This window comes from Chryseobacterium sp. CS3K3.1, from assembly GCF_059515165.1.
Genome location: NZ_JCAKRV010000010.1, coordinates 76,679 through 97,310, shown reverse-complemented (window position 1 = coordinate 97,310; position 20,632 = coordinate 76,679). Strand labels below are relative to the sequence as shown.

At 36.7% G+C, this 20,632-nt stretch carries 18 protein-coding genes and 1 pseudogene; 7 read left to right on the top strand and 12 right to left on the bottom strand.

All coding sequences use genetic code 11. The features are described from left to right. Positions 1-130: 130 nt before the first annotated feature. Positions 131-622, top strand: a complete 492-nt coding sequence (locus AC5YGI_RS11455) for a DinB family protein (RefSeq protein ID WP_142724830.1) — start codon at positions 131-133, stop codon at positions 620-622. A 159-nt stretch (positions 623-781) separates the two neighbouring features. On the opposite strand, the gene AC5YGI_RS11450 is transcribed toward AC5YGI_RS11455, so the two are convergent. The 3 genes and pseudogenes from AC5YGI_RS11450 to lptB form a co-directional block, all read right to left on the bottom strand. Further along, positions 782-1,735 (bottom strand): helix-turn-helix transcriptional regulator, encoded by a 954-nt coding sequence (locus AC5YGI_RS11450; protein WP_446105051.1) that lies wholly within the window; start codon positions 1,733-1,735, stop codon positions 782-784. A gap of 61 nt (positions 1,736-1,796) precedes the next feature. After that, entirely contained in the window at positions 1,797-3,524 is a 1,728-nt protein-coding gene (locus AC5YGI_RS11445; protein WP_496168429.1) for an ABC transporter ATP-binding protein, read from the bottom strand. 504 nt (positions 3,525-4,028) lie between these two features. Then, positions 4,029-4,754 (bottom strand): annotated as a pseudogene (gene lptB / locus AC5YGI_RS11440) (LPS export ABC transporter ATP-binding protein); the annotation flags it as partial. A 152-nt stretch (positions 4,755-4,906) separates the two neighbouring features. Between lptB and AC5YGI_RS11435 the strand changes: the two are divergent. Next, positions 4,907-5,200, top strand: coding sequence for a TM2 domain-containing protein (locus tag AC5YGI_RS11435; protein ID WP_105681209.1), 294 nt, complete (start codon positions 4,907-4,909; stop codon positions 5,198-5,200). 79 nt (positions 5,201-5,279) lie between these two features. On the opposite strand, the gene hemB is transcribed toward AC5YGI_RS11435, so the two are convergent. Continuing rightward, positions 5,280-6,269, bottom strand: a complete 990-nt coding sequence (hemB, locus tag AC5YGI_RS11430; RefSeq protein ID WP_343643215.1) for a porphobilinogen synthase — start codon at positions 6,267-6,269, stop codon at positions 5,280-5,282. A gap of 118 nt (positions 6,270-6,387) precedes the next feature. Here hemB and AC5YGI_RS11425 point away from each other — a divergent pair, with 118 nt between their 5' ends. From AC5YGI_RS11425 to AC5YGI_RS11415, 3 genes are all read left to right on the top strand, one after another. Continuing rightward, positions 6,388-6,738 (top strand): T9SS type A sorting domain-containing protein, encoded by a 351-nt coding sequence (locus AC5YGI_RS11425; RefSeq protein WP_034699180.1) that lies wholly within the window; start codon positions 6,388-6,390, stop codon positions 6,736-6,738. Between the two features lie 109 nt (positions 6,739-6,847). Beyond that, a complete protein-coding gene (locus AC5YGI_RS11420) occupies positions 6,848-7,759 on the top strand; it encodes an ABC transporter ATP-binding protein (protein WP_330747424.1) in 912 nt (303 codons plus the stop codon). A 4-nt stretch (positions 7,760-7,763) separates the two neighbouring features. Next, the gene (locus AC5YGI_RS11415; RefSeq protein ID WP_496168375.1) at positions 7,764-9,074 is read left to right on the top strand and encodes an ABC transporter permease; all 1,311 of its coding nucleotides are present in this window, start codon (positions 7,764-7,766) and stop codon (positions 9,072-9,074) included. Between the two features lie 107 nt (positions 9,075-9,181). Here AC5YGI_RS11415 and AC5YGI_RS11410 read toward each other — a convergent pair whose 3' ends face one another. The 8 genes from AC5YGI_RS11410 to AC5YGI_RS11375 form a co-directional block, all read right to left on the bottom strand. Next, positions 9,182-9,853, bottom strand: coding sequence for a porin family protein (locus AC5YGI_RS11410; protein ID WP_496168373.1), 672 nt, complete (start codon positions 9,851-9,853; stop codon positions 9,182-9,184). A gap of 17 nt (positions 9,854-9,870) precedes the next feature. Beyond that, positions 9,871-10,743, bottom strand: a complete 873-nt coding sequence (gene sucD, locus AC5YGI_RS11405) for a succinate--CoA ligase subunit alpha (protein WP_002977143.1) — start codon at positions 10,741-10,743, stop codon at positions 9,871-9,873. A gap of 90 nt (positions 10,744-10,833) precedes the next feature. Beyond that, entirely contained in the window at positions 10,834-11,736 is a 903-nt protein-coding gene (locus AC5YGI_RS11400) for a UDP-3-O-(3-hydroxymyristoyl)glucosamine N-acyltransferase (RefSeq protein ID WP_062674061.1), read from the bottom strand. A 67-nt stretch (positions 11,737-11,803) separates the two neighbouring features. After that, on the bottom strand, positions 11,804-12,370 hold the full coding sequence (efp, locus tag AC5YGI_RS11395) for an elongation factor P (protein WP_002977139.1): 567 nt from the start codon (positions 12,368-12,370) through the stop codon (positions 11,804-11,806). 85 nt (positions 12,371-12,455) lie between these two features. After that, positions 12,456-13,250: an acyl-ACP--UDP-N-acetylglucosamine O-acyltransferase gene (gene lpxA / locus AC5YGI_RS11390; RefSeq protein WP_076596575.1), complete on the bottom strand. Its 795-nt coding sequence runs from the start codon at positions 13,248-13,250 to the stop codon at positions 12,456-12,458. Further along, positions 13,251-14,648, bottom strand: coding sequence for a bifunctional UDP-3-O-[3-hydroxymyristoyl] N-acetylglucosamine deacetylase/3-hydroxyacyl-ACP dehydratase (locus AC5YGI_RS11385; RefSeq protein WP_110010003.1), 1,398 nt, complete (start codon positions 14,646-14,648; stop codon positions 13,251-13,253). Continuing rightward, positions 14,641-15,672: a UDP-3-O-(3-hydroxymyristoyl)glucosamine N-acyltransferase gene (gene lpxD, locus AC5YGI_RS11380; protein WP_110010004.1), complete on the bottom strand. Its 1,032-nt coding sequence runs from the start codon at positions 15,670-15,672 to the stop codon at positions 14,641-14,643. Before lpxD ends, AC5YGI_RS11385 begins: the two co-directional genes overlap by 8 nt. 71 nt (positions 15,673-15,743) lie before the next feature. Continuing rightward, positions 15,744-16,970: an HD domain-containing protein gene (locus AC5YGI_RS11375; protein ID WP_330747425.1), complete on the bottom strand. Its 1,227-nt coding sequence runs from the start codon at positions 16,968-16,970 to the stop codon at positions 15,744-15,746. Positions 16,971-17,207: 237 nt separating this feature from the next. Between AC5YGI_RS11375 and AC5YGI_RS11370 the strand changes: the two genes are divergently transcribed. Both AC5YGI_RS11370 and porX read left to right on the top strand, forming a co-directional pair. Next, complete coding sequence (locus AC5YGI_RS11370; protein WP_496168368.1) at positions 17,208-18,848, top strand: S41 family peptidase; 1,641 nt, start codon at positions 17,208-17,210, stop codon at positions 18,846-18,848. A 132-nt stretch (positions 18,849-18,980) separates the two neighbouring features. Then, positions 18,981-20,525, top strand: a complete 1,545-nt coding sequence (porX, locus tag AC5YGI_RS11365) for a T9SS response regulator signal transducer PorX (RefSeq protein WP_330747427.1) — start codon at positions 18,981-18,983, stop codon at positions 20,523-20,525. The last annotated feature ends 107 nt before the right edge of the window (positions 20,526-20,632 follow it).

The following is a 20,632-nucleotide window of genomic DNA, read 5'->3' as shown; positions in this document are numbered from 1 at the left end:
ACGTAAAAACAGGCCAGGATATTTTAGCAAAGAAAAAAATATTTTTTCAATATGAAAAATCCTGCTGACAAACTGTTGTCATAACCCTCTCTTACCTTTGTATCAACAACAAACAAAAAAACAAAACATTATGACAACTACAGCAACAGCCACTAAACAATTCATGACTACAGATCAGTTATTAAAAGACTGGCAGGGACACAGAAATCTTACAAGAAGAGTGATTGAAGCTTTTCCTGAAAAAGAATTATTTGAATTTTCCGTTGGAGGAATGAGACCTTTTGCCAAACTTGCCACAGAGATGATCAGCATTGCAGGTCCTGCTTTGAAAGGAATCATTGAAGGAAATATGGAAGGTTATAACGAAGAAGGCTTCAATCCTTCAACTAAAGAAGAGTTATTAAAAAGGTGGGATGAAGAAACAGAAGTGATCAACCACTATTTCAATCAGATTTCTGAAGAGCGTTTCCAGGAAGTATTCAACCTGTTCGGACAATATGAATTCCCGGTGTATGAGAATATCCTTTATTTTATTGATAACGAAATCCACCACCGTGGGCAGGGATATGTTTATTTAAGAGCTTTAGGAATTGAACCACCTTTCTTCTGGGAAAGATTTTAATACAATGGGAAGGTAAGATTGCAGAAAGGATAAACAATACTTATATCTTTTTTTGCGACACAACAAATTTTCTTATTTGCAATTCTGCCTTTTCCTTAAACCATTTCATTTATTGCCTCAATTAAGTCTTTAAACCTCAACAGTCTTGTTGGGGTTTTATTATTGATGTCTTTCAACCATTTTTACAAGCAGTTCATTCAAACGGATGCGAAGACTTTCCGGTTCCAGAACTGTAGCATAATCTGCAAATGTAATAAGCCAGCGGGGAAATCCGTCACTGATCCACTCTGTTTCAAACGTGAGTTCCATTCCCTGCTCGGTTTCTACTTCTTCTATCAGTCCATAATATTTTTTAGAATTTACCAGGTGATTCATTATCTTTTTATCAACCAGCAGCTTGGCTATAACCTTATTTCCGTTTGATTTTTTACGGTAATCATTCACCTGTCCGTATTCCTGTAAAAACGGATTCTGTGTTTTTGAGATTTCCAGAATTCTGTCGATACGAAACTGCCTGAAATCTTTTCTCAAAGTACAGTAGGCCATAATATACCAGAAATTAAATTCGAAAAACATCCCGACTGTTTCAATCGTTCTGTTACTCACTCTTTCATCTACGGTTTTATACCTGATATTGAGCTGGGTTTTCTCTGCAATGCTTTCAAGAATGATAGGAATTACGTTTTTAAGAGAATCTCCGGAATCTGTATGAAAGCTGAAAACATCTATTTGCTTCTCGATATTTTTAATCAGATTTTTATCAGAATATTTCAGTACCGAACGCACTTTTTCCATAGCAGCCTGATAATGATTTCCCAAGCTTTGGTGGGAAAATTTCTGCATCAGCTTTTCAGCAGTAATGAAACTTAACACTTCTTCTTTGGTAAACATAATGGGAGGAAGTTTGTAACCATCCATTAAAGAGTAACCATTTCCCGCTTCTCCAACAATAGGAATACCCGCATTTTCCAGGGTTTTTACATCACGGTAAATGGTTCTGATGCTTACATCGAATTTTTCAGCCAAATCCTGAGCGCGTACAACAGGTTTCGACTGTAATTGGGTAAGGATGGCCGTTACCCTATCGAGCTTTTTTAAATAGTGATCGTTCATGATGAAGCAAAGCTAAAGTTCTTTTTTGAGGTATACTTATAAATGAGGTGGCTTTTTGACTTTAATTTTCTTTAAAAGTATTCACCAGTTTATCGAGATTAAGACTGCGGGCTGAGGCATCAAAAATCTCACGGTATGTTCCTTCTTTATTATAAAGCTCATCATGAGTTCCATTTTCAACAACCCTGCCTTTTTTCATCACATAAATCGTATCTGAATCCAGAATCTGTGAAAGAGAATGGGAAATGATGATCACTGTTCTTCCTTCTTTAATAGCATCCAGAGAATTTTTGATCTGCTCTGTAGCAATGGCATCAAGGCTGGCTGTTGGTTCATCCAGAAAAATAATCGGTGGATTTTTAAGGAACAGTCTGGCAATGGCAATTCTCTGCTGCTGTCCTCCTGAAAGCTGAGTGGCATCATGCTGATATTTTTCAGGAAGATCCATGATCTGATCGTGCAGATAAGCTTTTTTTGCAGCCTCCTGAATTTTTTCAAAACCGGCATTCATATCTCCGTAACGGATATTATCTTCTATGCTTCCCTGAAAGATATGATTTTTCTGAAGTACCAACCCAAGATCGCTTCTCAGGAAAGTATTTTCATATTCATTAAGATTGACTCCATCCAAAAGAATTTCCCCGGAATCAGGAAGGTAAAATTTGCATAAAAGATTGATGACTGTTGATTTTCCAGCTCCGCTCAATCCTACCAAAGCAGTTGTTTTTCCGTTTTCAATTTTCATGGAAACATCATGCAAAGCTTTTGTACCGTTAGGGTAAGTAAAATCAACATTTTTCAATTCAAAAGTTCCTTTGATTTCCTTTTCTACAAAACTTCCGTTGGCTTCGGTTTCATTATCAGCATTTAAAATATCGAAATACCCTTCAGCATAGATCATGGCATCATTCATATCATCATAAATCCTGTGAAGCTGCCGGATCGGTGCCGAAACATTGTTGAAAAGCATAATATGAAGCATAATTGCTCCGATGGTCATTTGCTGGTCAAGCACAAGATAAACGGTTAAAAGAATGATCAAAACAACACCGAACTGCTCAATAAAAGTTTTTAAACCATCGTAAATAAAATTGGTTCTTCTTGTAATCATCTGGCTTTCCATCAGCTCCATCTGAAGGTCGTATTGCTTTTTGCCTTCAAATTTTTCGCGGACAAAACTTTTAATAACCATAATAGAATTAATCAGGTTCAAAAGTCCTGACGTCTTTTTTTCTCTCTGATTTCTAAGCTGGCGTCTTACCCCACCCAGTTTTTTAGCCTGCAGGGAACTGATGTAAAAATAGATCGGAACAATAATCGTAGAAACCAATCCAACATACACATTCTGCATATACATAATGATGAGGGCAATAATGGCATTGGAAAAAAGAGGAAGGATATCAATAAAAAAGTTCTGAACCAATCTGGTAAGACTTTCTATTCCGCGGTCTATTCTGATCTGTAATTTTCCGGACTCATGGTTTTCATCATTAAAATAAGCAACTCTGTAGGTCAAAATCTTATCAATGGCTGATTGCGCCAGTACGGAGCTCACATTGATCCTTATTTTTTCGCCATAAAATTTCTGTCCGAAGTTGATAAAGATGTTCAATAATTCTTTCCCCAGTAAAATAATGGAAATGATAATGAGAATATGAATTCCCTCGGACATCGGATGCGGAAGATGCGTAAGTTTGGTAACTTCATCCACCGTGTATTTCAGAACAATCGGGTTGACCTGTGCTGCCAGAGCTCCCAGAAAAGTAAGAAACAATGTTCCGTAAATCATAGGTCTGTAAGGTCTGATGAATGGGACAAGCTGTTTATAGATCCCGAATAGGGTGACGGTTCTGTTAAAAGGTTTAGCCATAGAAATCATTTTAAATGAAAAACGTACCGCTTTCAAAAGAAAAAGGTACGTTTTATTATCATGTTCAGCAAATAAATGCTTTATATTTTATCCTTCAAATAAATAAGTAGTAAGATAATGCAGCTCTTTTCTGCTGGCTTCTTTAGATTCTGCTTCTGCCTGTTCTAAAGAATATTGGGAATTGATTTCCTTCTTCTGCAAAACAAATGAATTGTTGGCGTTCTTATCCACTACATCATTAAAAATATGTTCAATTTCAGAATTCGCTAAGGTGGCAAAGCTGACTTCTTCAAAGCCATGTAACAATCTAAGATCATCAAACTGACTGAAATTTTCATTGACAAATCCCTGCAGCTGTGATTTTGAATCAAAATTACCAGCCCAGATATTGTAAGCATATTTCTTCTTTTTAGGCTTATCTAAAATACTCTGATACACGAAGTTTTCACCCAGATAAGCTTCTCTTACCTGCGGGTCATTGGCAAGATCTTCCGGAAGTCCTTCTTTAAGGATCTTTCCTTCAAACATAATATAGGTTTTATTGGTAATCGCCAGGGTTTGCTGTACGTTGTGGTCGGTAATCAGAATTCCGATATTTTTATCAACAAGACTTCTTACAATTTTCTGAATATCTTCTACGGCAATCGGGTCTACCCCTGCGAAAGGCTCATCCAGAAGAATAAAGTTCGGGCTTGTGGCAAGACAGCGTGCAATCTCGGTTCTACGTCTTTCTCCCCCGGAAAGAAGATCTCCTCTGTTTTTACGGACATGCTGTAAAGAAAACTCTTCAATCAGTTCATCACATTTGATCTGCTGCTCACGCTTAGAAAGCTTGGTCAGCTGCAATACTCCCATAATGTTTTCTTCCACAGACAATTTTCTGAAAACCGAAGCTTCCTGAGCCAGATACCCGATTCCCTTCTGGGCTCTTCGGTACATGGCATCGGTAGTAATCTCCTGCTTGTCTAAGAAAATTTTTCCTGAAGTGGGCTTAACCAACCCTACAATCATATAAAACGATGTGGTTTTTCCTGCCCCGTTCGGACCCAGCAAACCAACAATTTCTCCCTGTTGAACCTGTACAGAAACGCCTTTTACAACTTTTTTAGGACCGTATTCCTTGATTAAGTTTTCTCCTCGTAAAATCATAGGGCAAATATATCAAAAATATAAACTTCACTTATAGGTTAATATCAACTTGTTTACGTTAAACGCAAACTTATTCATTTACAACCGATTGTAACTTTTCACTACTTTAGTCTACTTATCGTAAAACATCAATCAATTATAAATAGTGAGAAATGGAAAATTACGGGTATACAAAAACAGAAAATGTGCAAAACCAGCAAAGCAATGTTCCTTACCGTTCGGAAAAGAAAATCCCTGCAGCTATATTGGGAATTCTTGTGGGATGGCTGGCTTTAAATAAATTTTATCTTGGATATACGAAGGAGGGAATTATTCAGCTGGTTCTGAATGTCGTTACTTTTGGTGCGGCTTCAATTATTCCTTTTATTGAGGGAATTCTCTATCTTTTTATGAGCGACAAACAATTCGATGACACGTATGTCTATGGAAAGAAAGGATGGTTGTAAAAAATTATCATCACCTCATTAGAAATAAAAAGAGACTACCGATTGAGTAGTCTCTTTTTTAACTGAATGAATTTAATCATTATTTATTTAAAAGAATAGCTGCTTCTTTTGCAAAATAAGTAAAGATCATATCTGCACCCGCTCTCTTGAAACAGGTCAAGCTTTCAATGATCGTTTTGTCATTATCCAGCCATCCGTTTTGGGCAGCTGCTTTTACCATGGCATATTCTCCGCTTACATTGTATACTGCAATCGGAAGGTCAATGGCTTCACGTACTTTGGAAACGATATCCAGGTAAGGAAGTCCCGGTTTGATCATAATCACATCTGCCCCTTCATCTATATCTTTAAAAACCTCATTCAGGGCTTCGCGTGAGTTGTGGAAATCCATCTGATATGTTTTTTTATCTTTCGGAATTTCCATATCGTCTTTCGGAGCACTGTCTAAAGCACTTCTGAAAGGGCCATAGAAAGAACTTGCATATTTGGCAGCATAACTTACAATTCCTACATCTGTAAATCCGCTTTCTTCCAAAGCTTCACGAATGACCATTACTCTGCCATCCATCATATCACTTGGTGCTACAAGATCTGCTCCTGCTTCTGCATGAGATACTGACATTCTTGCCAGTGCATCATTGGTAGCATCATTTACAACTTTTCCGTTTTCAATGATCCCGTCGTGTCCGTAGATTGAATAAGGATCTAAAGCTACATCCGGCATTACAATCATTCCCGGAACGGCATCTTTAATAGCTTTGATGGTATTCTGCATCAATCCGTCTTTGTTCCAGGCTTCTTTTCCTGTATTGTCTTTCAGATGTTCTGACACTTTCATGTACAAATTGACAGCTTTTACCCCCAAAGAAAATAATTCCTTACATTCCTTCACCGTTAAATCTATACTGCGCCTGAAAATTCCCGGCATAGACGGGATTGCCTCCTGCTTGTTTTCGCCCTCCATTACGAAGATCGGCATTACAAAATCATCAGTCGTAAGCACATTTTCTCTTACCAAACCTCTGATAGATTCATTAACTCTAAGTCTTCTATTTCTTGAATGTATCATTTTGGAATACTTTTTGAATAAGTTTCTACAAATTTAATATAAGTTCTGCAAAAAACTATTGTACGAAATTGCAGAATGTATTACATTTGTTATATATATTCGAGAAATTATAAATTTGATGAAAAAACTTTTACTTTTATTTCTATTTGTAGGCACTTTTGTTGGATTTTCCAACAATTTCAAAGCTCAGCTTAGAGAGCCGGGTTCCATCACTCAAAAAGCAGATGATGGTGTATTGCTTGCCTATCCAAATCCTGCAAAGGATTTCCTTATTATTAAGGCAAAAGATTCTTCTTTAAGAATCAAAAGCGTGACTTTTTATTCAATTTTGGGTATGCAGGTCGCTAGTTATACGGTAAATATGAATTCCGGAGAGATTAATATTGAAAAATTGAAGCCCGGAAAATATATGATCCGATATATTTTAAGTGACAACACACAGAAAGTTACTCAAATCGTGAAACAATAAATTAAAATCCTGATGATCATCAGGATTTTTTCTTTTTACATTAATTCTGTTTTAATATTTCCGTAACTTTCGGGACTTTTTCATACTAATAGTAAAAAGAAACGATTTAATGCTAAAAGCTGAACATATTAAAAAGACCTATAATGCCGGAAAAAAGGTCGCCCTGGATGATTTCAGCATCCATGTCCCGAAAGGCAGTATTTATGGCCTTTTAGGTCCTAACGGAGCCGGAAAAACTTCTTTTATCCGTATCATTAACCAAATTACTCAGGCAGATTCCGGAGAAATCCATATCAATGGCCAAAAGCTTAATCCAGGCCATATTAAAGATATTGGCTATATGCCTGAAGAAAGAGGACTGTACAAAAACATGACGGTTGGTGACCAGATTCTCTATTTCGGGGAACTGAAAGGCATGAAAAAAAGTGATGCCTTGAATGAAGCCAAAAAATGGTTTGAAAAGCTGAACATCGACCAATGGTGGAAGAAGAAGCTTTCTGAACTTTCTAAAGGTATGGCACAAAAAATCCAGTTTGTAGTTACTGTTCTTCACAGGCCTCATCTTTTAATTCTTGATGAGCCGTTTTCAGGTTTTGATCCGGTGAATGCCAACTTAATCAAAGATCAGATCATTGATCTTAAAAATAACGGAACAACCATCATTCTTTCTACCCACAGAATGGAAAGTGTGGAGGAAATGTGTGATTATGTTGCGTTGATCAACAATTCAAAGAAGATTATTGACGGAAGGGTTTTTGATGTAAGGGAAAAATTCAAGAAAAATATTTTTGGGATTACGCTTTCTGAAGTAAGCAATGATCAGTTTGAAAATTTCAGAAACAAATATGAGATCTTCAATTTATCCAATGAAAACAATCTTATTTCTTTTGACCTGAAAAATGAGGAGAGCCAGAATAATGTTCTTCTTGATCTTGTACAGGTAGGTAAAGTGAGATCATTCGACGAAAGAATCCCAAGTATGAATGAGGTGTTTATTAATGCTGTAAGTAACCATTCTTAATTTTATGAATAATATTTTTTTAATTACCAAGAGAGAGTTTCTTACCCAGGTTAAGAAAAAATCTTTTATCATATTGACCCTGCTTGCCCCTGTCCTGATTATTGCTTTCGGAGCAGTAGTCGGGCTAATGTTTAAGGCGAATGAATCACATAGTATCATAGAAGTGGTTGACAAGAGCGGATTGTTTACCAATCAGCTTCAATCAAATGATAAATTAAGCTATGTTTTTGTTTCTGCGGCGGATGAAAAGTCCAAGATTAACAATCTAAAAGGGAATGAATCTCTCGACGGCATCCTGATTCTTCCACAGCTGAAAAATCAGAATTTTGATGAGCTTGAAAAGGAAACCAGACTGATTATCAACAGTAAAATAGGGTTTGACACAAAACAGAGAATTGTATCTGATATCAGTAATGTTGTCCGAAAAGAAAAGATCAAGCAGCTGGGTATTCAGGAAACTCAATTAAATGATCTTGATAAAAACTTCAGCTTAAAAACCATCAACGTTACGGATAATAATAAAGAGGACTCGGATCTTGTTTTCGGGGTAAAATCCGGATTGAGTATGGTACTGATGTATGTTACTTTTATGTTCATCATTATTTACGGGGTAAGGGTGATGAGAAGTGTACTTGAAGAAAAAAACAACCGTGTTGTAGAGATCATCATTTCTTCTGTAAAACCTTTTGAACTGATGATGGGTAAAATTCTGGGAGTAACCATGGTTGCACTGACCCAGTTTCTGATCTGGATTACCATGTCTGTTATTGGTGCATTGGTACTCAATACAGGGTTCTCTTCTCTTCAGAAGAATATTCCGGGGGGAAATGAGGAGATGGCAAGTAAACTGGATATGGGACAGCTTGCTACCCAGATTTCACACAGTTTACTGGAGTTGAACTTCCCGCTCATCATTTTTGTATTCATCGTATTTTTCCTTTTAGGATATATCTTCTATAGTTCTATTTATGCAGCCATTGGGTCTGCAGTAGATAACGAAACAGAAACCCAGCAGTTTACTTTATTTGCTATTTTACCACTGACATTAGGTATGTATGGAAGCTTTACACTGATGAACAATCCGGAAGGTCCTTTAGGCTTCTGGTTATCCATCATTCCGTTTACTTCACCGGTTGCTATGATTGCGAGAATTCCGTTTGGAGTTCCTGCATGGCAGATTGCATTGTCTATTACCTTATTGCTGGTAACCACTATTTTCATGATCTTCCTTGCCGGCAAAATCTATCGTGTAGGAATTTTAATGTATGGAAATAAAGCTACGTTAAAAGAGCTTTGGAAGTGGATTAAAGGGTAATCAAAATGTAAAGCAGCGCCAAAAGCTGAGAACGTTGGTTTGCCAACTGATATAAAATAAAAATCCCGGAAACTGCGTTTCCGGGATTTTTTATATTCTGAAATATTCTATTTGAATATATAGCTTAAAGTAAGTGCAATTACCTGTTCTGATTTTTTCTTATCAGTACCCTTGGTTTCTTTAGCAAGACCAGGATAAGTATCGCTTAGACCTAAGTCATATTTTACAGCTACTTCAAGTTGTCTTTTGTAGCTATATCCTACACCCAGACCAAGTCCCCAGTTAAAACTGTTGGCCTTACCGTTTACGCCTGTCGGCTGGTTAGGATCAGTAACATCGGGATCATAATAAGGTCTGCTTACAGGAGCGTCTTTAACGTTCTGGTTTAGCAAGAAGTTAAATCTAGGTCCTATTAATCCAAAGAATTCTGATTCTGCTTCAGAAAAATATCCTTTGAAATAAAGTGGTACACTCAGGTAGTTATTAGCATATAATGCATCATAACCGCTTACCCCTTTAGCATCTTTATCTTTTCCTGTTTCTCCAGCACCATAGTACAGTACTTCAGGTTGAATAAAGAATTGGTTTGCCTTTCCTACGGGAATCAATGCCAATGCTCCAGCCTGGAAAGTGTATCTTGGGCCTGAAGGATTGTGGGCATTCGATACTCTGGAGTAGTTTAAACCTCCTGTTACTCCAAATCTTGTACTTTTCCACTGCACTTGAGCAAATGATAAAGCAGAAAGCATTAAAGCAGAGGCTAATAAAAGTTTTTTCATATGTTGTGGGTTTTATATTATCCTAGAATTTTAGCTACAGTAGCACCAATATCAGCAGGAGAATCAACAACGTTGATACCGTTTTCTCTCATGATTTCCATTTTTGCCTGAGCTGTATCTTCAGCACCACCTACGATAGCACCAGCATGTCCCATTGTTCTTCCTTTTGGAGCAGTCTGTCCGGCGATGAAACCTACAACCGGCTTAGTAGATCCGCTTGCTTTGTACCATCTTGCAGCTTCAGCTTCAAGACCTCCACCGATTTCACCGATCATTACAACAGCTTCAGTTTCAGGATCGTTGATGAATAGCTCTAATGCTTCTCTTGTAGTTGTTCCGATGATTGGGTCACCACCGATACCGATTGCAGTAGAGATACCGTAACCTGCTCTTACTACCTGGTCAGCAGCTTCATAAGTAAGCGTTCCTGATTTTGAAACGATACCTACTTTTCCTTTTTTGAAAACGAAACCTGGCATAATACCAATTTTAGCTTCTTCAGAAGTAATGATTCCAGGGCAGTTTGGTCCGATTAACCTGCAGTCTCTGTCAGCGATATAAGATTTTACTTTTACCATATCAGCTACAGGAATACCTTCAGTAATACATACAATTACTTTGATCCCTGCTTCAGCAGCTTCCATGATAGCGTCTGCTGCGAATGCCGGTGGTACGAAAATGATACTTACGTTTGCTCCTGCTTTTTCAACAGCGTCAGCTACTGTATTAAATACCGGCTTTCCCAGGTGCTCGCTACCTCCTTTTCCCGGAGTAACACCACCTACTACGTTTGTTCCGTATTCAATCATCTGACCAGCGTGGAAAGTTCCTTCGTTCCCTGTAAATCCTTGTACAATTACTTTAGAATCTTTGTTTACTAAAATTGACATTTTATTGTTGTTTTAATTTATTTATTATTTTATTAATGCTCACAAATTTACTCAAATTTCTTTGATTTTAGATAAAACCTTTGGAATTGTTTATTTGAGATTTCTCAGTTTTACTTCTTTTTTCAGATAAGTTTTAAAATCTTCTGCAAACATCCCGATATAGGTTCCTTTTTCAAGATCTCTGTTGACGCCGGTTTTTCCCAAAAGTACAGATCCCGACTCTATTTTGTTTCCGGAAGCGATTCCTACCTGTCCCCATAATGTCACCTCATCTCCGATGATACAACATCCCGCAATTCCTACCTGAGAGGCAATCAGACATTTTTTTCCGATAACGGTATCATGTCCGATCTGAATCTGGTTATCCAAAACGGAGCCTTCTCCAATGATGGTAGAGTCTGTAACTCCTCTGTCAATGGTACAGCCGTTTCCAATCTCCACATTGTTTTCAATAACAACATTTCCAACAGAAATCAGACGGTCAAAATTTCCATTTAATTTTCTGTAATAAAATGCATCACCTCCTAAAACGGTGTTGGACTGAATAATTACGTTATCTCCGATTTCCGTACGGTCACCAATGACAACATTAGGAAAGATTAAGGTATTTTTCCCGATTTTCACATTGTTTCCGATTACTGCCGAAGAATGGATTTTTGTTCCCTCTCCTATTTCAACATCGTGTAGTTCTTCCGTGAAATTATAGATTCTGGTAAAATGGGTATTGATTTTATTAAAGTCTCTGAAAGGATCGTCAGAAACCAAAAGTGCTTTGCCTTCCGGGCAATCTACTTCTTTATCAATTAAAATAATAGTAGCTGCAGAGTTTAATGCTTTGTCGTAATATTTAGGGTGATTCACAAAAACAATATCACCTGGTTTTACCATGTGAATTTCATTGGTGCCCAATACTTCGAAATCTTCAGGTCCTACAAATGCAGAGCCTATTAAATCTGCAATGGTTTTAAGCTTTTGCGGAGAATGGAATCTCATAACAATAGATTTTCTTATAAAACAAAATTCGGAGTGCTGATGCAAACCGAATTTATGTAAATTTTATTTATTCTTTTACTCTTTCTAAGTAGCTGCCGTCTTCAGTGCTTACTTTAATTCTGTCTCCCGGTTCAATGAACAAAGGAACCATTACTCTTGCTCCTGTTTCAACGATTGCGTTTTTAAGAGCATTGGTTGCTGTGTTTCCTTTTACACCCGGATCAGCTTCGATAACATCAAGGTATACTGATTGAGGAAGTTCAGCAGAAAGTGGAGTTTCATCAGCTTCTTTCAAAATGATAGTCACTTCTTCACCCGCTTTCATAAACTGAGAGTTCTCAATCATTTCTTTGTTGATGTATAACTGAGAGAAATCATCATTGTTCATGAAGTGGAATCCGTTCTCATCATCATACAGATACTGGAATTTTCTGGTGATTACTTTTACTTCATCAATTTTGTGTCCTGCAGAGAAAGTATTATCAATTACTTTACCGTTTGTCACTGACTTTAATTTTGTTCTTACGAAAGCAGGTCCTTTTCCCGGTTTTACGTGAAGGAACTCGATTACTTTATAAATATCATTGCTATATTCGATGCATAGCCCTTTTCTGATATCGTTACTTGTTGCCATTAATATATATTATCTTTTTTTACTTAAATTGTATTGGCTGGCAAGCAAACAGGCAGATTTGCAAATTTGCTTTTTAGCATTTCTCTTAGTTACTCTCTTTACCGGTTCCGTATCCTTTTACGATACCTCTTGGTGAGTTTTGAATAAACTGCAAGATCTCATCTCTTTCAGCCGTTGGAAGCATTTCTTTTTCAATATGGGAAATAGCCTGTGAAACGTTCATCTTCATCTGGAAGATGGCTCTGTAGATTTTCTGGATTTCAAAGATTTTCTCATTGGTAAATCCTCTTCTTCTTAAACCAACAGAATTGATACCGGCATAAGACATAGGCTCTCTTGCTACTTTTACGTAAGGCGGAATATCTTTTCTTACCAGAGTACCTCCGGAAATCATGACATGTTTTCCGATTTTACCAAATTGGTGAACTGCTGATAAACCTCCCATTACAGTATAATCTCCAATCTCCACATGGCCTGCAATACCACAACCGTTTACAATGATAACGTGATCTCCGATAACACAATCGTGGGCAATATGTGAGGTAGCCATAATAAGACAGTTCGCTCCTATTTTAGTATATCCTAAAGCCTTTGTCCCTCTGTTTACGGTAACACACTCTCTGATTGTTGTATCATCACCGATAATTACCTGGGTATCTTCACCATCAAATTTCAGATCCTGAGGAATTGCAGAGATTACAGTACCAGGAAAAATCCTACAGTTTTTTCCTATTCTTGCGCCATCCATAATGGTTACATTAGGACCAATCCATGTTCCTTCTCCAATTTCTACATCCCCTGCAATGGTAGTGAAAGGTTCTACGATTACATTTTTGCTGATTTTCGCACGTTTATCTACGGCTGCTAATTGATGAATCATTTAATCAACTTTATTTTTTGCAACTTGAGCCATAAGCTCTGCTTCTACTGCTACAGTGTCTCCTACATATCCATATCCCTGCATATGAACAATTCCTCTTCTGATAGGCTCTATCAATTCAATTTTGAATATAAGAGTATCTCCCGGAATTACTTTTCTCTTGAATTTCACCTTATCAATTTTGATGAAATAAGTAGAATAGTTTTCAGGATCCGGAACGCTGGCCAATACAAGAATTCCTCCTGTCTGTGCCAATGCTTCTACCTGAAGAACTCCAGGCATTACAGGTTCTTTAGGGAAGTGTCCCACGAAGAAAGGTTCGTTCATGGTTACATTTTTCAAACCTACTACGTGAGAGTCTGAAAGTTCAAGAACTTTATCGATCAATAAGAACGGAGGTCGGTGAGGCATAAGCTTCATAATTCCGTTGATATCGAATACTGGTTCTTTTGTCAGGTCAAAATCCGGAACGTTTTTCTTTTTCTGCAATTTCCACTGGCGGTTTAGTTTTTTCGCAAACTGAGTATTCACAAAGTGTCCCGGTTTGTTAGCAATAACTTTACCTTTTATTTTTACTCCTGCCAAAGCAAGGTCACCGATTACATCCAGTAATTTGTGTCTCGCCGCTTCGTTAGGATAGTTTAAGTTAAGATTGTCAAGAATACCGTTGGGTCTTATCGATACATTATCTTTCCCAAAGGCTTTCTTTAATTTTTCTGTAGTTTCAGGGGTAAGATCTTTATCTACATATACAATAGCATTGGAAATATCTCCTCCTTTGATCAAACCGTGATCTAAAAGCATTTCCAGTTCATGCAGGAAGCTGAATGTTCTTGCTGATGAGATTTCGTCTTTAAATTCTGAAATATTTTTAAGAGTAGCATTCTGAGTACCTAATACTTTAGTCCCAAAATCTACCATAGTAGTTACCTCGTAAGTATCTGAAGGAATGATTGTGATTTCCGAACCTGTAGCCGGATCACTGTAGGTAAGCACCTCTTTTACAACAAGATATTCTCTTGCAATGGCTTGTTCTGCTACTCCCACACTTTCGATAGCTTCCACAAAGTATTTTGAGGATCCATCCAAAATTGGTGGTTCAGAGGCATCCATTTCTAAAATTGCGTTATCAATATCACAACCAACAAGGGCTGCCAGAAGATGTTCGCAAGTGGTAATTTTTACCCCTAATTTTTCTAATGTAGTTCCTCTTTCGGTTGCTACAACATAATTTACATCAGCTTCTACCTGAGGATGTCCCTCCAGGTCTGTTCTTACAAATACAAAACCTGTATTTTCTTTAGCAGGTTTAATGGTAAGTTTTACTTCTTTACCTGTATGAAGGCCAATTCCAGAAAGAGTTACCTCTTGCTGAAGTGTTTTTTGCATATCACTCATTAGTATTATCTTTTGAGTTATTCTCAAGATTATTTATTCTATTTACAATTCCAGGTAAATTCCTGAAATGAACATAACTCCTTAAATAGTCATTGTAACTGATTGCAGGTGAACCATACAATGTTTCTCTATCGTTAACACTGGAATTCACACCGCTCTGAGCCTGAATTTTCACCTGATTCCCTATTTTAATATGTCCTACAACACCTACCTGACCTCCAATCTGGTTCCAGTCGCCAATAGTAGTAGAACCGGCAATTCCTGCCTGTGCAGCAATAACGTTGTTCTGACCAATTTTCACGTTATGGGCAATCTGAATCAGATTATCAATCTTGGTCCCTTTACCTATTATTGTAGAACCAATCGTGGCTCTGTCAATACTACAGTTTGACCCGATTTCTACATCGTCTTCAATGATTACATTTCCAAGCTGCGGTATTTTCTTGAAGCCTTCAGCCGTTGGCTGGAAACCAAAACCGTCTCCTCCGATTACCGTGTTGGAATGAATCACACAGTTATCTCCAATAATACAGTAGTCGTAAATTCTGGCACCACTGTCTATCTTACAGTTTTTACCAATTTTCACTCCTTTTCCTATATATACATGTGGATAGATCTGTGATCCTTCCCCGATCTTAGCTTTCTCGGAAACATAAGTAAATGCCCCGATATACGCTTTATCTCCTATAACAGCGGTATCATGAATAGATGAACCGTTTTCAATACCTTCTTTTCTTCCCTGCATTTCCTGATATAAATTCATCAGAATCTGAAAAGAAAGATAGGCATCTTTTACAACGATTAAGGTAGGGTTATAATGATTTTTCTCCAGAAGTTTTTCCGAAACGATGATAACAGAGCATTTTGAGCTATCCAAAAAATGAGAAAACCGATCTTGTGCTATAAAAGAAAGATGTCCTGATTCCCCATTTTCAATTGGTGAAACTCCCGTAATAAGTGCATTCTCGTCACCTATTATTTTTCCGTCAATAAAACTTGCAATTTGCGAAGCTGTGAATTCCATATTCTGCAAAGATAAGAAATTCTATAATTTGCAAACATGTTTTAGTTTCAGATCGTAAATTTTAATATTCTTTAAGAGTCCAGTCCGGAGATATCTCTTGGAAACATAAGGATATAGCGGGTCGTCTTATTCACGATTAATCCTGATAAAAGCTGATCTTCCGACTCATGCAGCCTGGTTCTTTTTCCGTTTTTATGCAGTAAATAGATTGGCTGTTTCTCTGCGTGATAAGGCAATAATTTTCTTTTAATTTCATGAACCAATTCGTTACCATTATCGATTCCGAAAAATTCATTGCTCTTTTTTATTTTTTCATCAATTATTTTCTCATCAAACGGATGTGATGAAATAATTGTTTTAGGCAAATTTCTCTGAATTACACATTTACACCAGTATGACAATACAAAATCTTCTGAATTCTGCCATTCTTTCATGGCCTGAATTACATCATTATCATCAAGCTGAGTAAATCTTTCAATATCTTCATCTGTGGCACCGCTCTTTTCACGGTATAAAAAATATTTCAGATTGTCTGTTGCCGGAAGTTCTACACCCTGGGAAATCAGATATTTTGCCCTTTCAAGGATTTTAACCAAAAGAAACTCTGCCAAGGCTGAAGTTTTATGATAATACACCTGCCAATACATAAACATTCTGGCAGTAAGGAAATTTTCAATGGAATAAATTCCTTTTGCATCAATCACCAGTTCGCCTTCTTCGCAGACATTCATCATAGAGATAATTCTCTGGGTATTAATATTTCCTTCGGAAACACCTGTAAAAAAACTGTCTCTTTTAAGATAATCCAAACGGTCAACATCCAGTTGGGAAGAGATCAGCTGGTTAAAAAACTTTCTGTGATACTTCCCCTGAAACATTTCAATAGCCATGGATAGTTGGCCTTCAAATTCCTCATTAAGCTTATTCATCAGCAGCAAAGAAAGATTTTCATGATGCCAGTCATCCATCAGCATACTTTCCAATGCGTGTGAAAACGGACCATGACCAATATCATGCATCAAAATGGCAAGCATCGCCCCTTTTTCTTCTTCCTCAGAAATTTTCACTCCTTTCTGCTTCAATGTTTCTAAAGCTGTAAACATCAAATGCATCGCTCCAAGAGCATGATGAAATCTTGTATGGGTAGCACCTGGAAATATCAGGTTCAGAAGTCCGGTCTGACCGATTCTTCTCAATCTCTGAAAGTAAGGATGCTCAATGATATCAAATAAAATTTCGTGTGGAATTTTGATAAACCCGTGAACAGGATCGTTGATGATTTTTAGCTTATTCTGCATTGAAACTTCAGTATTAGTAAACAAAGTTAGGCATTTTAAAATTTAGCCTTTTATTAAATTACTATTAAGATTTTGGGATAACATGATTATACACCAAATATTTTTCATCAAAAACATCTTCATATCAACTTCAGAAATTCCTAAATATCTATTTATTATCAATTCGAGATTTTTTGAAAACCTTTTGCGTCTGTTATATTAAAGGATTATCTTTGAGAGAAAACACGGCAACCTTTAATGAGACGCTTCTCACTTTTCCTCTTTTTACTTTTAAGTTTGAACTTTTCCGCACAGATCATCACTGAGACCCAAAAGCTGGAATCTCTTTGCAGGATTTGGGGATTTTTAAAATATTACCATCCCCGTGTGGCAAAGGGAAATCTTAACTGGGATAAGCAGCTTTTTCAAAAAATCAATGAACTTGAAAATATTAATGATAAGCAGTCTCTCAATAATTTTTATTCTGAATGGATTGAGAGCCTGGGAGAAGTTCCGCCATGCAAAGAATGTTCAGTTAAAGATCAGAAGGTGTATTTCCTTAAAAATTTTGATCTACGCTGGATGGACAATTCACAAATTTTCTCTGATGATGTATCTCAAAAGCTTCGTTACATCGAAAAAAACAGAAATCTTGGAGACAATCACTATGTGGGAAAAGGGGGAAGAAAAATATATTTCAGGAATGAAAAATCCTATGGTTCTCAATTCACTTCCACAGCCATTAGTTTACTGGAGTTGTTCAGATACTGGAATTACGTGGAATATTTCTTTCCTTATAAATATGAAACCGATCAGAACTGGAATGATGTACTTACAGAAATGATTCCCAAATTTCTATTGGTTGATAATGATGAAAATTTTCACTTAACATTAGCAGAACTCGTGGCTAAAACGGATGATTCACACGCTTACCTTTCTTCAAAGGAGATTCAGCTTCATCTGTATGGGCAACGAAAAGTTCCTGTAGAATATATTTATGCTGAAGGAAAACTAGTGATTACAAAAGTTAATGACACACGGCACGGACATCAAAGCCCGCTGCTTACCGGAGATGTCATTTATGATATTGAAGGAAAAACCATTCCGCAGATGATCAACAGTTTGGGAAAGTATGTACCTGCCTCCAACTCATGGGGTAAGGTCAGCAAAATAAAAGACAAGCTGCTTTTCACTAACAATGATTCTGTTTCTTTAAAGATTGAAAGAGAAGGACAAAATATAGAAATAAAAACCAGAACATATCTTAGTAAGAATATTATTCGTGAAAAGAAACCTGTTGTAAAAAAGTGGAAACTGATGGATGATGAAAAGACAACCGGATATGTTAATATGGGGATGATAGAAAAGGATGCCCTTGATGAGATGTACAGCAGTTTAAAATCCACAAAATCCATTATCTTTGATCTCAGGAATTATCCAAAACAAACGATTGTACCCTTAAGCTTTCTTCTTCTTCCCAACCCGGTAATCTATTATCAGTTTACTTTTCCTGATACCAGCTATCCCGGCAAATTCTACAGCAGAAAAAATGTCACCGGCAGGAAAAATCCTGAATACTATAAAGGAAATGTCATCGTTTTAGTAGATGAGAATACACAAAGCCAGGCAGAAACCACCACAATGATGTTCAAACAGCATCCGAAAGCTAAAATTATCGGGAGTAATACTTCAGGAGCCAACGGAGATGTCATTATGTTTAAAATTGCTGATCTCGATACACGGTTTACAGGCCTTGGTGCTTATTATCCTGATGGCAGGGAAACCCAAAGAATAGGAATCATTCCCGATATTCTGGTAAAACCAAGTATTGAAGGGATAAAAAATGGAAAAGACGAAGTGCTGGAAAAGGCTTTGGAGTATATAAAAACCACTGATTAAGTGAAGTGAAAATGTGAATTATCCTACGCTATTTTCATTTAACTTATATTTAACTTTTAATCTTTCGAATTTGTGAGATTTTAAAAGGATTTGGTCAACATTTTGATAGAATAACCATGTAAAAAATAAATTATGTCAGAAAAGATATTATGGATCGATGATGAAATAGATTTACTTAAACCTCATATCGTATTTTTAGAAAAGAAAGGTTATCAGGTAACCCCTGTTAACAATGTCAATGAGGCTTTGGAGCTTATGGATTCAGAGAAATTTGCTTTAACGCTAATTGATGAAAATATGCCGGGTATTTCCGGTCTGGAGGCAATTCCTATGATTAAGGAAAAAGATAATGCCTTAAAAATCGTCATGGTAACCAAAAGCGAAGAAGAACACATTATGGAAGAGGCAATCGGTTCCCAGATTGCCGATTATATATTAAAACCTGTAAATCCCAATCAGATATTACTATCCTTGAAGAAAAATCTTCAGCAGGATAATCTTGTGGAACAAAAAACGATTTTACAATACCAGCAGGAATTCAGAAACCTTTCCATGGAACTTTCTTATTTAAGGACCTACCAGGAATGGGCTGAATATTATAAAAAGATCCTTAGCTGGGAAATTAAATTTGATAAGGTAGCAGACAATGAATTTGCCGATCTTCTTCAATCTCAGAAAGAGGAAGCCAATATTCAGTTTGCCAAATTCATTGAGAAAAATTATGAAAACTGGCTTACAGATTCAGACAAACCGATGATGAGCCATACGCTTTTCAAGGAAAAAGTGAAGCCTGAAGTAGAAAAAGAAAAAGTTCTTTTGCTGATGGTGGATAATCTTCGTTACGATCAGTGGAAAGTCATCGAACCTTTATTTACAAAATACTACAATAAAATATCGGAAGATTATTATTATAGTATTCTTCCTACAGCAACACAATATGCAAGAAATTCTTTCTTTGCAGGATTAATGCCGTCTGAGATAGAAAAGCGTTTCCCTGATAAATGGTTTAATGATAATGAAGAAGGAAATAAAAATGAGTTTGAGCGCGACTTCCTGGAAGATCAGATGAAGAGAATAGGTCTTGGCTCAAAGTCTATGAAGTATCTTAAAGTACTGAACGCTGATTTTGAAAGAAAGATCTATGACGATTTCAACCAGCATAAAAATAATGACCTGCTGGTTATTGTCTACAATTTTATTGATATCCTGTCGCACGCAAAAACAGACAATCATATTGTAGACCAGCTGATTCGTGATGATAAAACTTTCCGTTCCCTTACCTTCAACTGGTTTGAAAACTCTTCTTTATTGAAGATCATTAAGACCGCTGCAGAAAACGGATATAAGCTGGTGATCACAACAGATCACGGTACGGTATACGTTAAAAAACCAAGTAAGGTTGTAGGAGACAGAGAAACGTCTACGAATATCAGATATAAAACAGGTAAAAGCTTAACGTATGATGACAGTGATGTATGGGCCATTACCAACCCGGAAAAGCTTTTCCTGCCCAAAGGAAATCTAAGTTCGAAATATATTTTTGCTAAAAACAATATATTCCTGGCATATCCAAAAAATTACAATCATTTTGTTAATTACTATAAAGAAACTTACCAGCATGGTGGAATTTCACTTGAAGAGTGTATTATTCCTATCAGTATTTTAGAACCCAAGTAGTTTTTTTCATAGTTTATTTAATTTTGGGTTTAAAGGCGGAAAAAATCGAATGATTTTTTCCGCCTCTTTTTTAAGGCACTTATTTTGCATATCAACAGACAACATTA

Coding starts and splice junctions, on each gene's coding strand:
- lpxA (WP_076596575.1), bottom strand. CDS start 13,250: ATGATTCATCAATTAGCAGCCGTAGATAAACGTGCGAAAATCAGCAAA.
- AC5YGI_RS11410 (WP_496168373.1), bottom strand. CDS start 9,853: ATGAAAAAACTTTTATTAGCCTCTGCTTTAATGCTTTCTGCTTTATCA.
- porX (WP_330747427.1), top strand. CDS start 18,981: ATGTCAGAAAAGATATTATGGATCGATGATGAAATAGATTTACTTAAA.
- hemB (WP_343643215.1), bottom strand. CDS start 6,269: ATGATACATTCAAGAAATAGAAGACTTAGAGTTAATGAATCTATCAGA.
- AC5YGI_RS11420 (WP_330747424.1), top strand. CDS start 6,848: ATGCTAAAAGCTGAACATATTAAAAAGACCTATAATGCCGGAAAAAAG.
- efp (WP_002977139.1), bottom strand. CDS start 12,370: ATGGCAACAAGTAACGATATCAGAAAAGGGCTATGCATCGAATATAGC.
- AC5YGI_RS11385 (WP_110010003.1), bottom strand. CDS start 14,648: ATGAGTGATATGCAAAAAACACTTCAGCAAGAGGTAACTCTTTCTGGA.
- AC5YGI_RS11415 (WP_496168375.1), top strand. CDS start 7,764: ATGAATAATATTTTTTTAATTACCAAGAGAGAGTTTCTTACCCAGGTT.
- AC5YGI_RS11425 (WP_034699180.1), top strand. CDS start 6,388: ATGAAAAAACTTTTACTTTTATTTCTATTTGTAGGCACTTTTGTTGGA.
- AC5YGI_RS11450 (WP_446105051.1), bottom strand. CDS start 1,735: ATGAACGATCACTATTTAAAAAAGCTCGATAGGGTAACGGCCATCCTT.
- AC5YGI_RS11375 (WP_330747425.1), bottom strand. CDS start 16,970: ATGCAGAATAAGCTAAAAATCATCAACGATCCTGTTCACGGGTTTATC.
- AC5YGI_RS11370 (WP_496168368.1), top strand. CDS start 17,208: ATGAGACGCTTCTCACTTTTCCTCTTTTTACTTTTAAGTTTGAACTTT.
- AC5YGI_RS11455 (WP_142724830.1), top strand. CDS start 131: ATGACAACTACAGCAACAGCCACTAAACAATTCATGACTACAGATCAG.
- AC5YGI_RS11400 (WP_062674061.1), bottom strand. CDS start 11,736: ATGAGATTCCATTCTCCGCAAAAGCTTAAAACCATTGCAGATTTAATA.
- lpxD (WP_110010004.1), bottom strand. CDS start 15,672: ATGGAATTCACAGCTTCGCAAATTGCAAGTTTTATTGACGGAAAAATA.
- AC5YGI_RS11435 (WP_105681209.1), top strand. CDS start 4,907: ATGGAAAATTACGGGTATACAAAAACAGAAAATGTGCAAAACCAGCAA.
- AC5YGI_RS11445 (WP_496168429.1), bottom strand. CDS start 3,524: ATGATTTACGGAACATTGTTTCTTACTTTTCTGGGAGCTCTGGCAGCA.
- sucD (WP_002977143.1), bottom strand. CDS start 10,743: ATGTCAATTTTAGTAAACAAAGATTCTAAAGTAATTGTACAAGGATTT.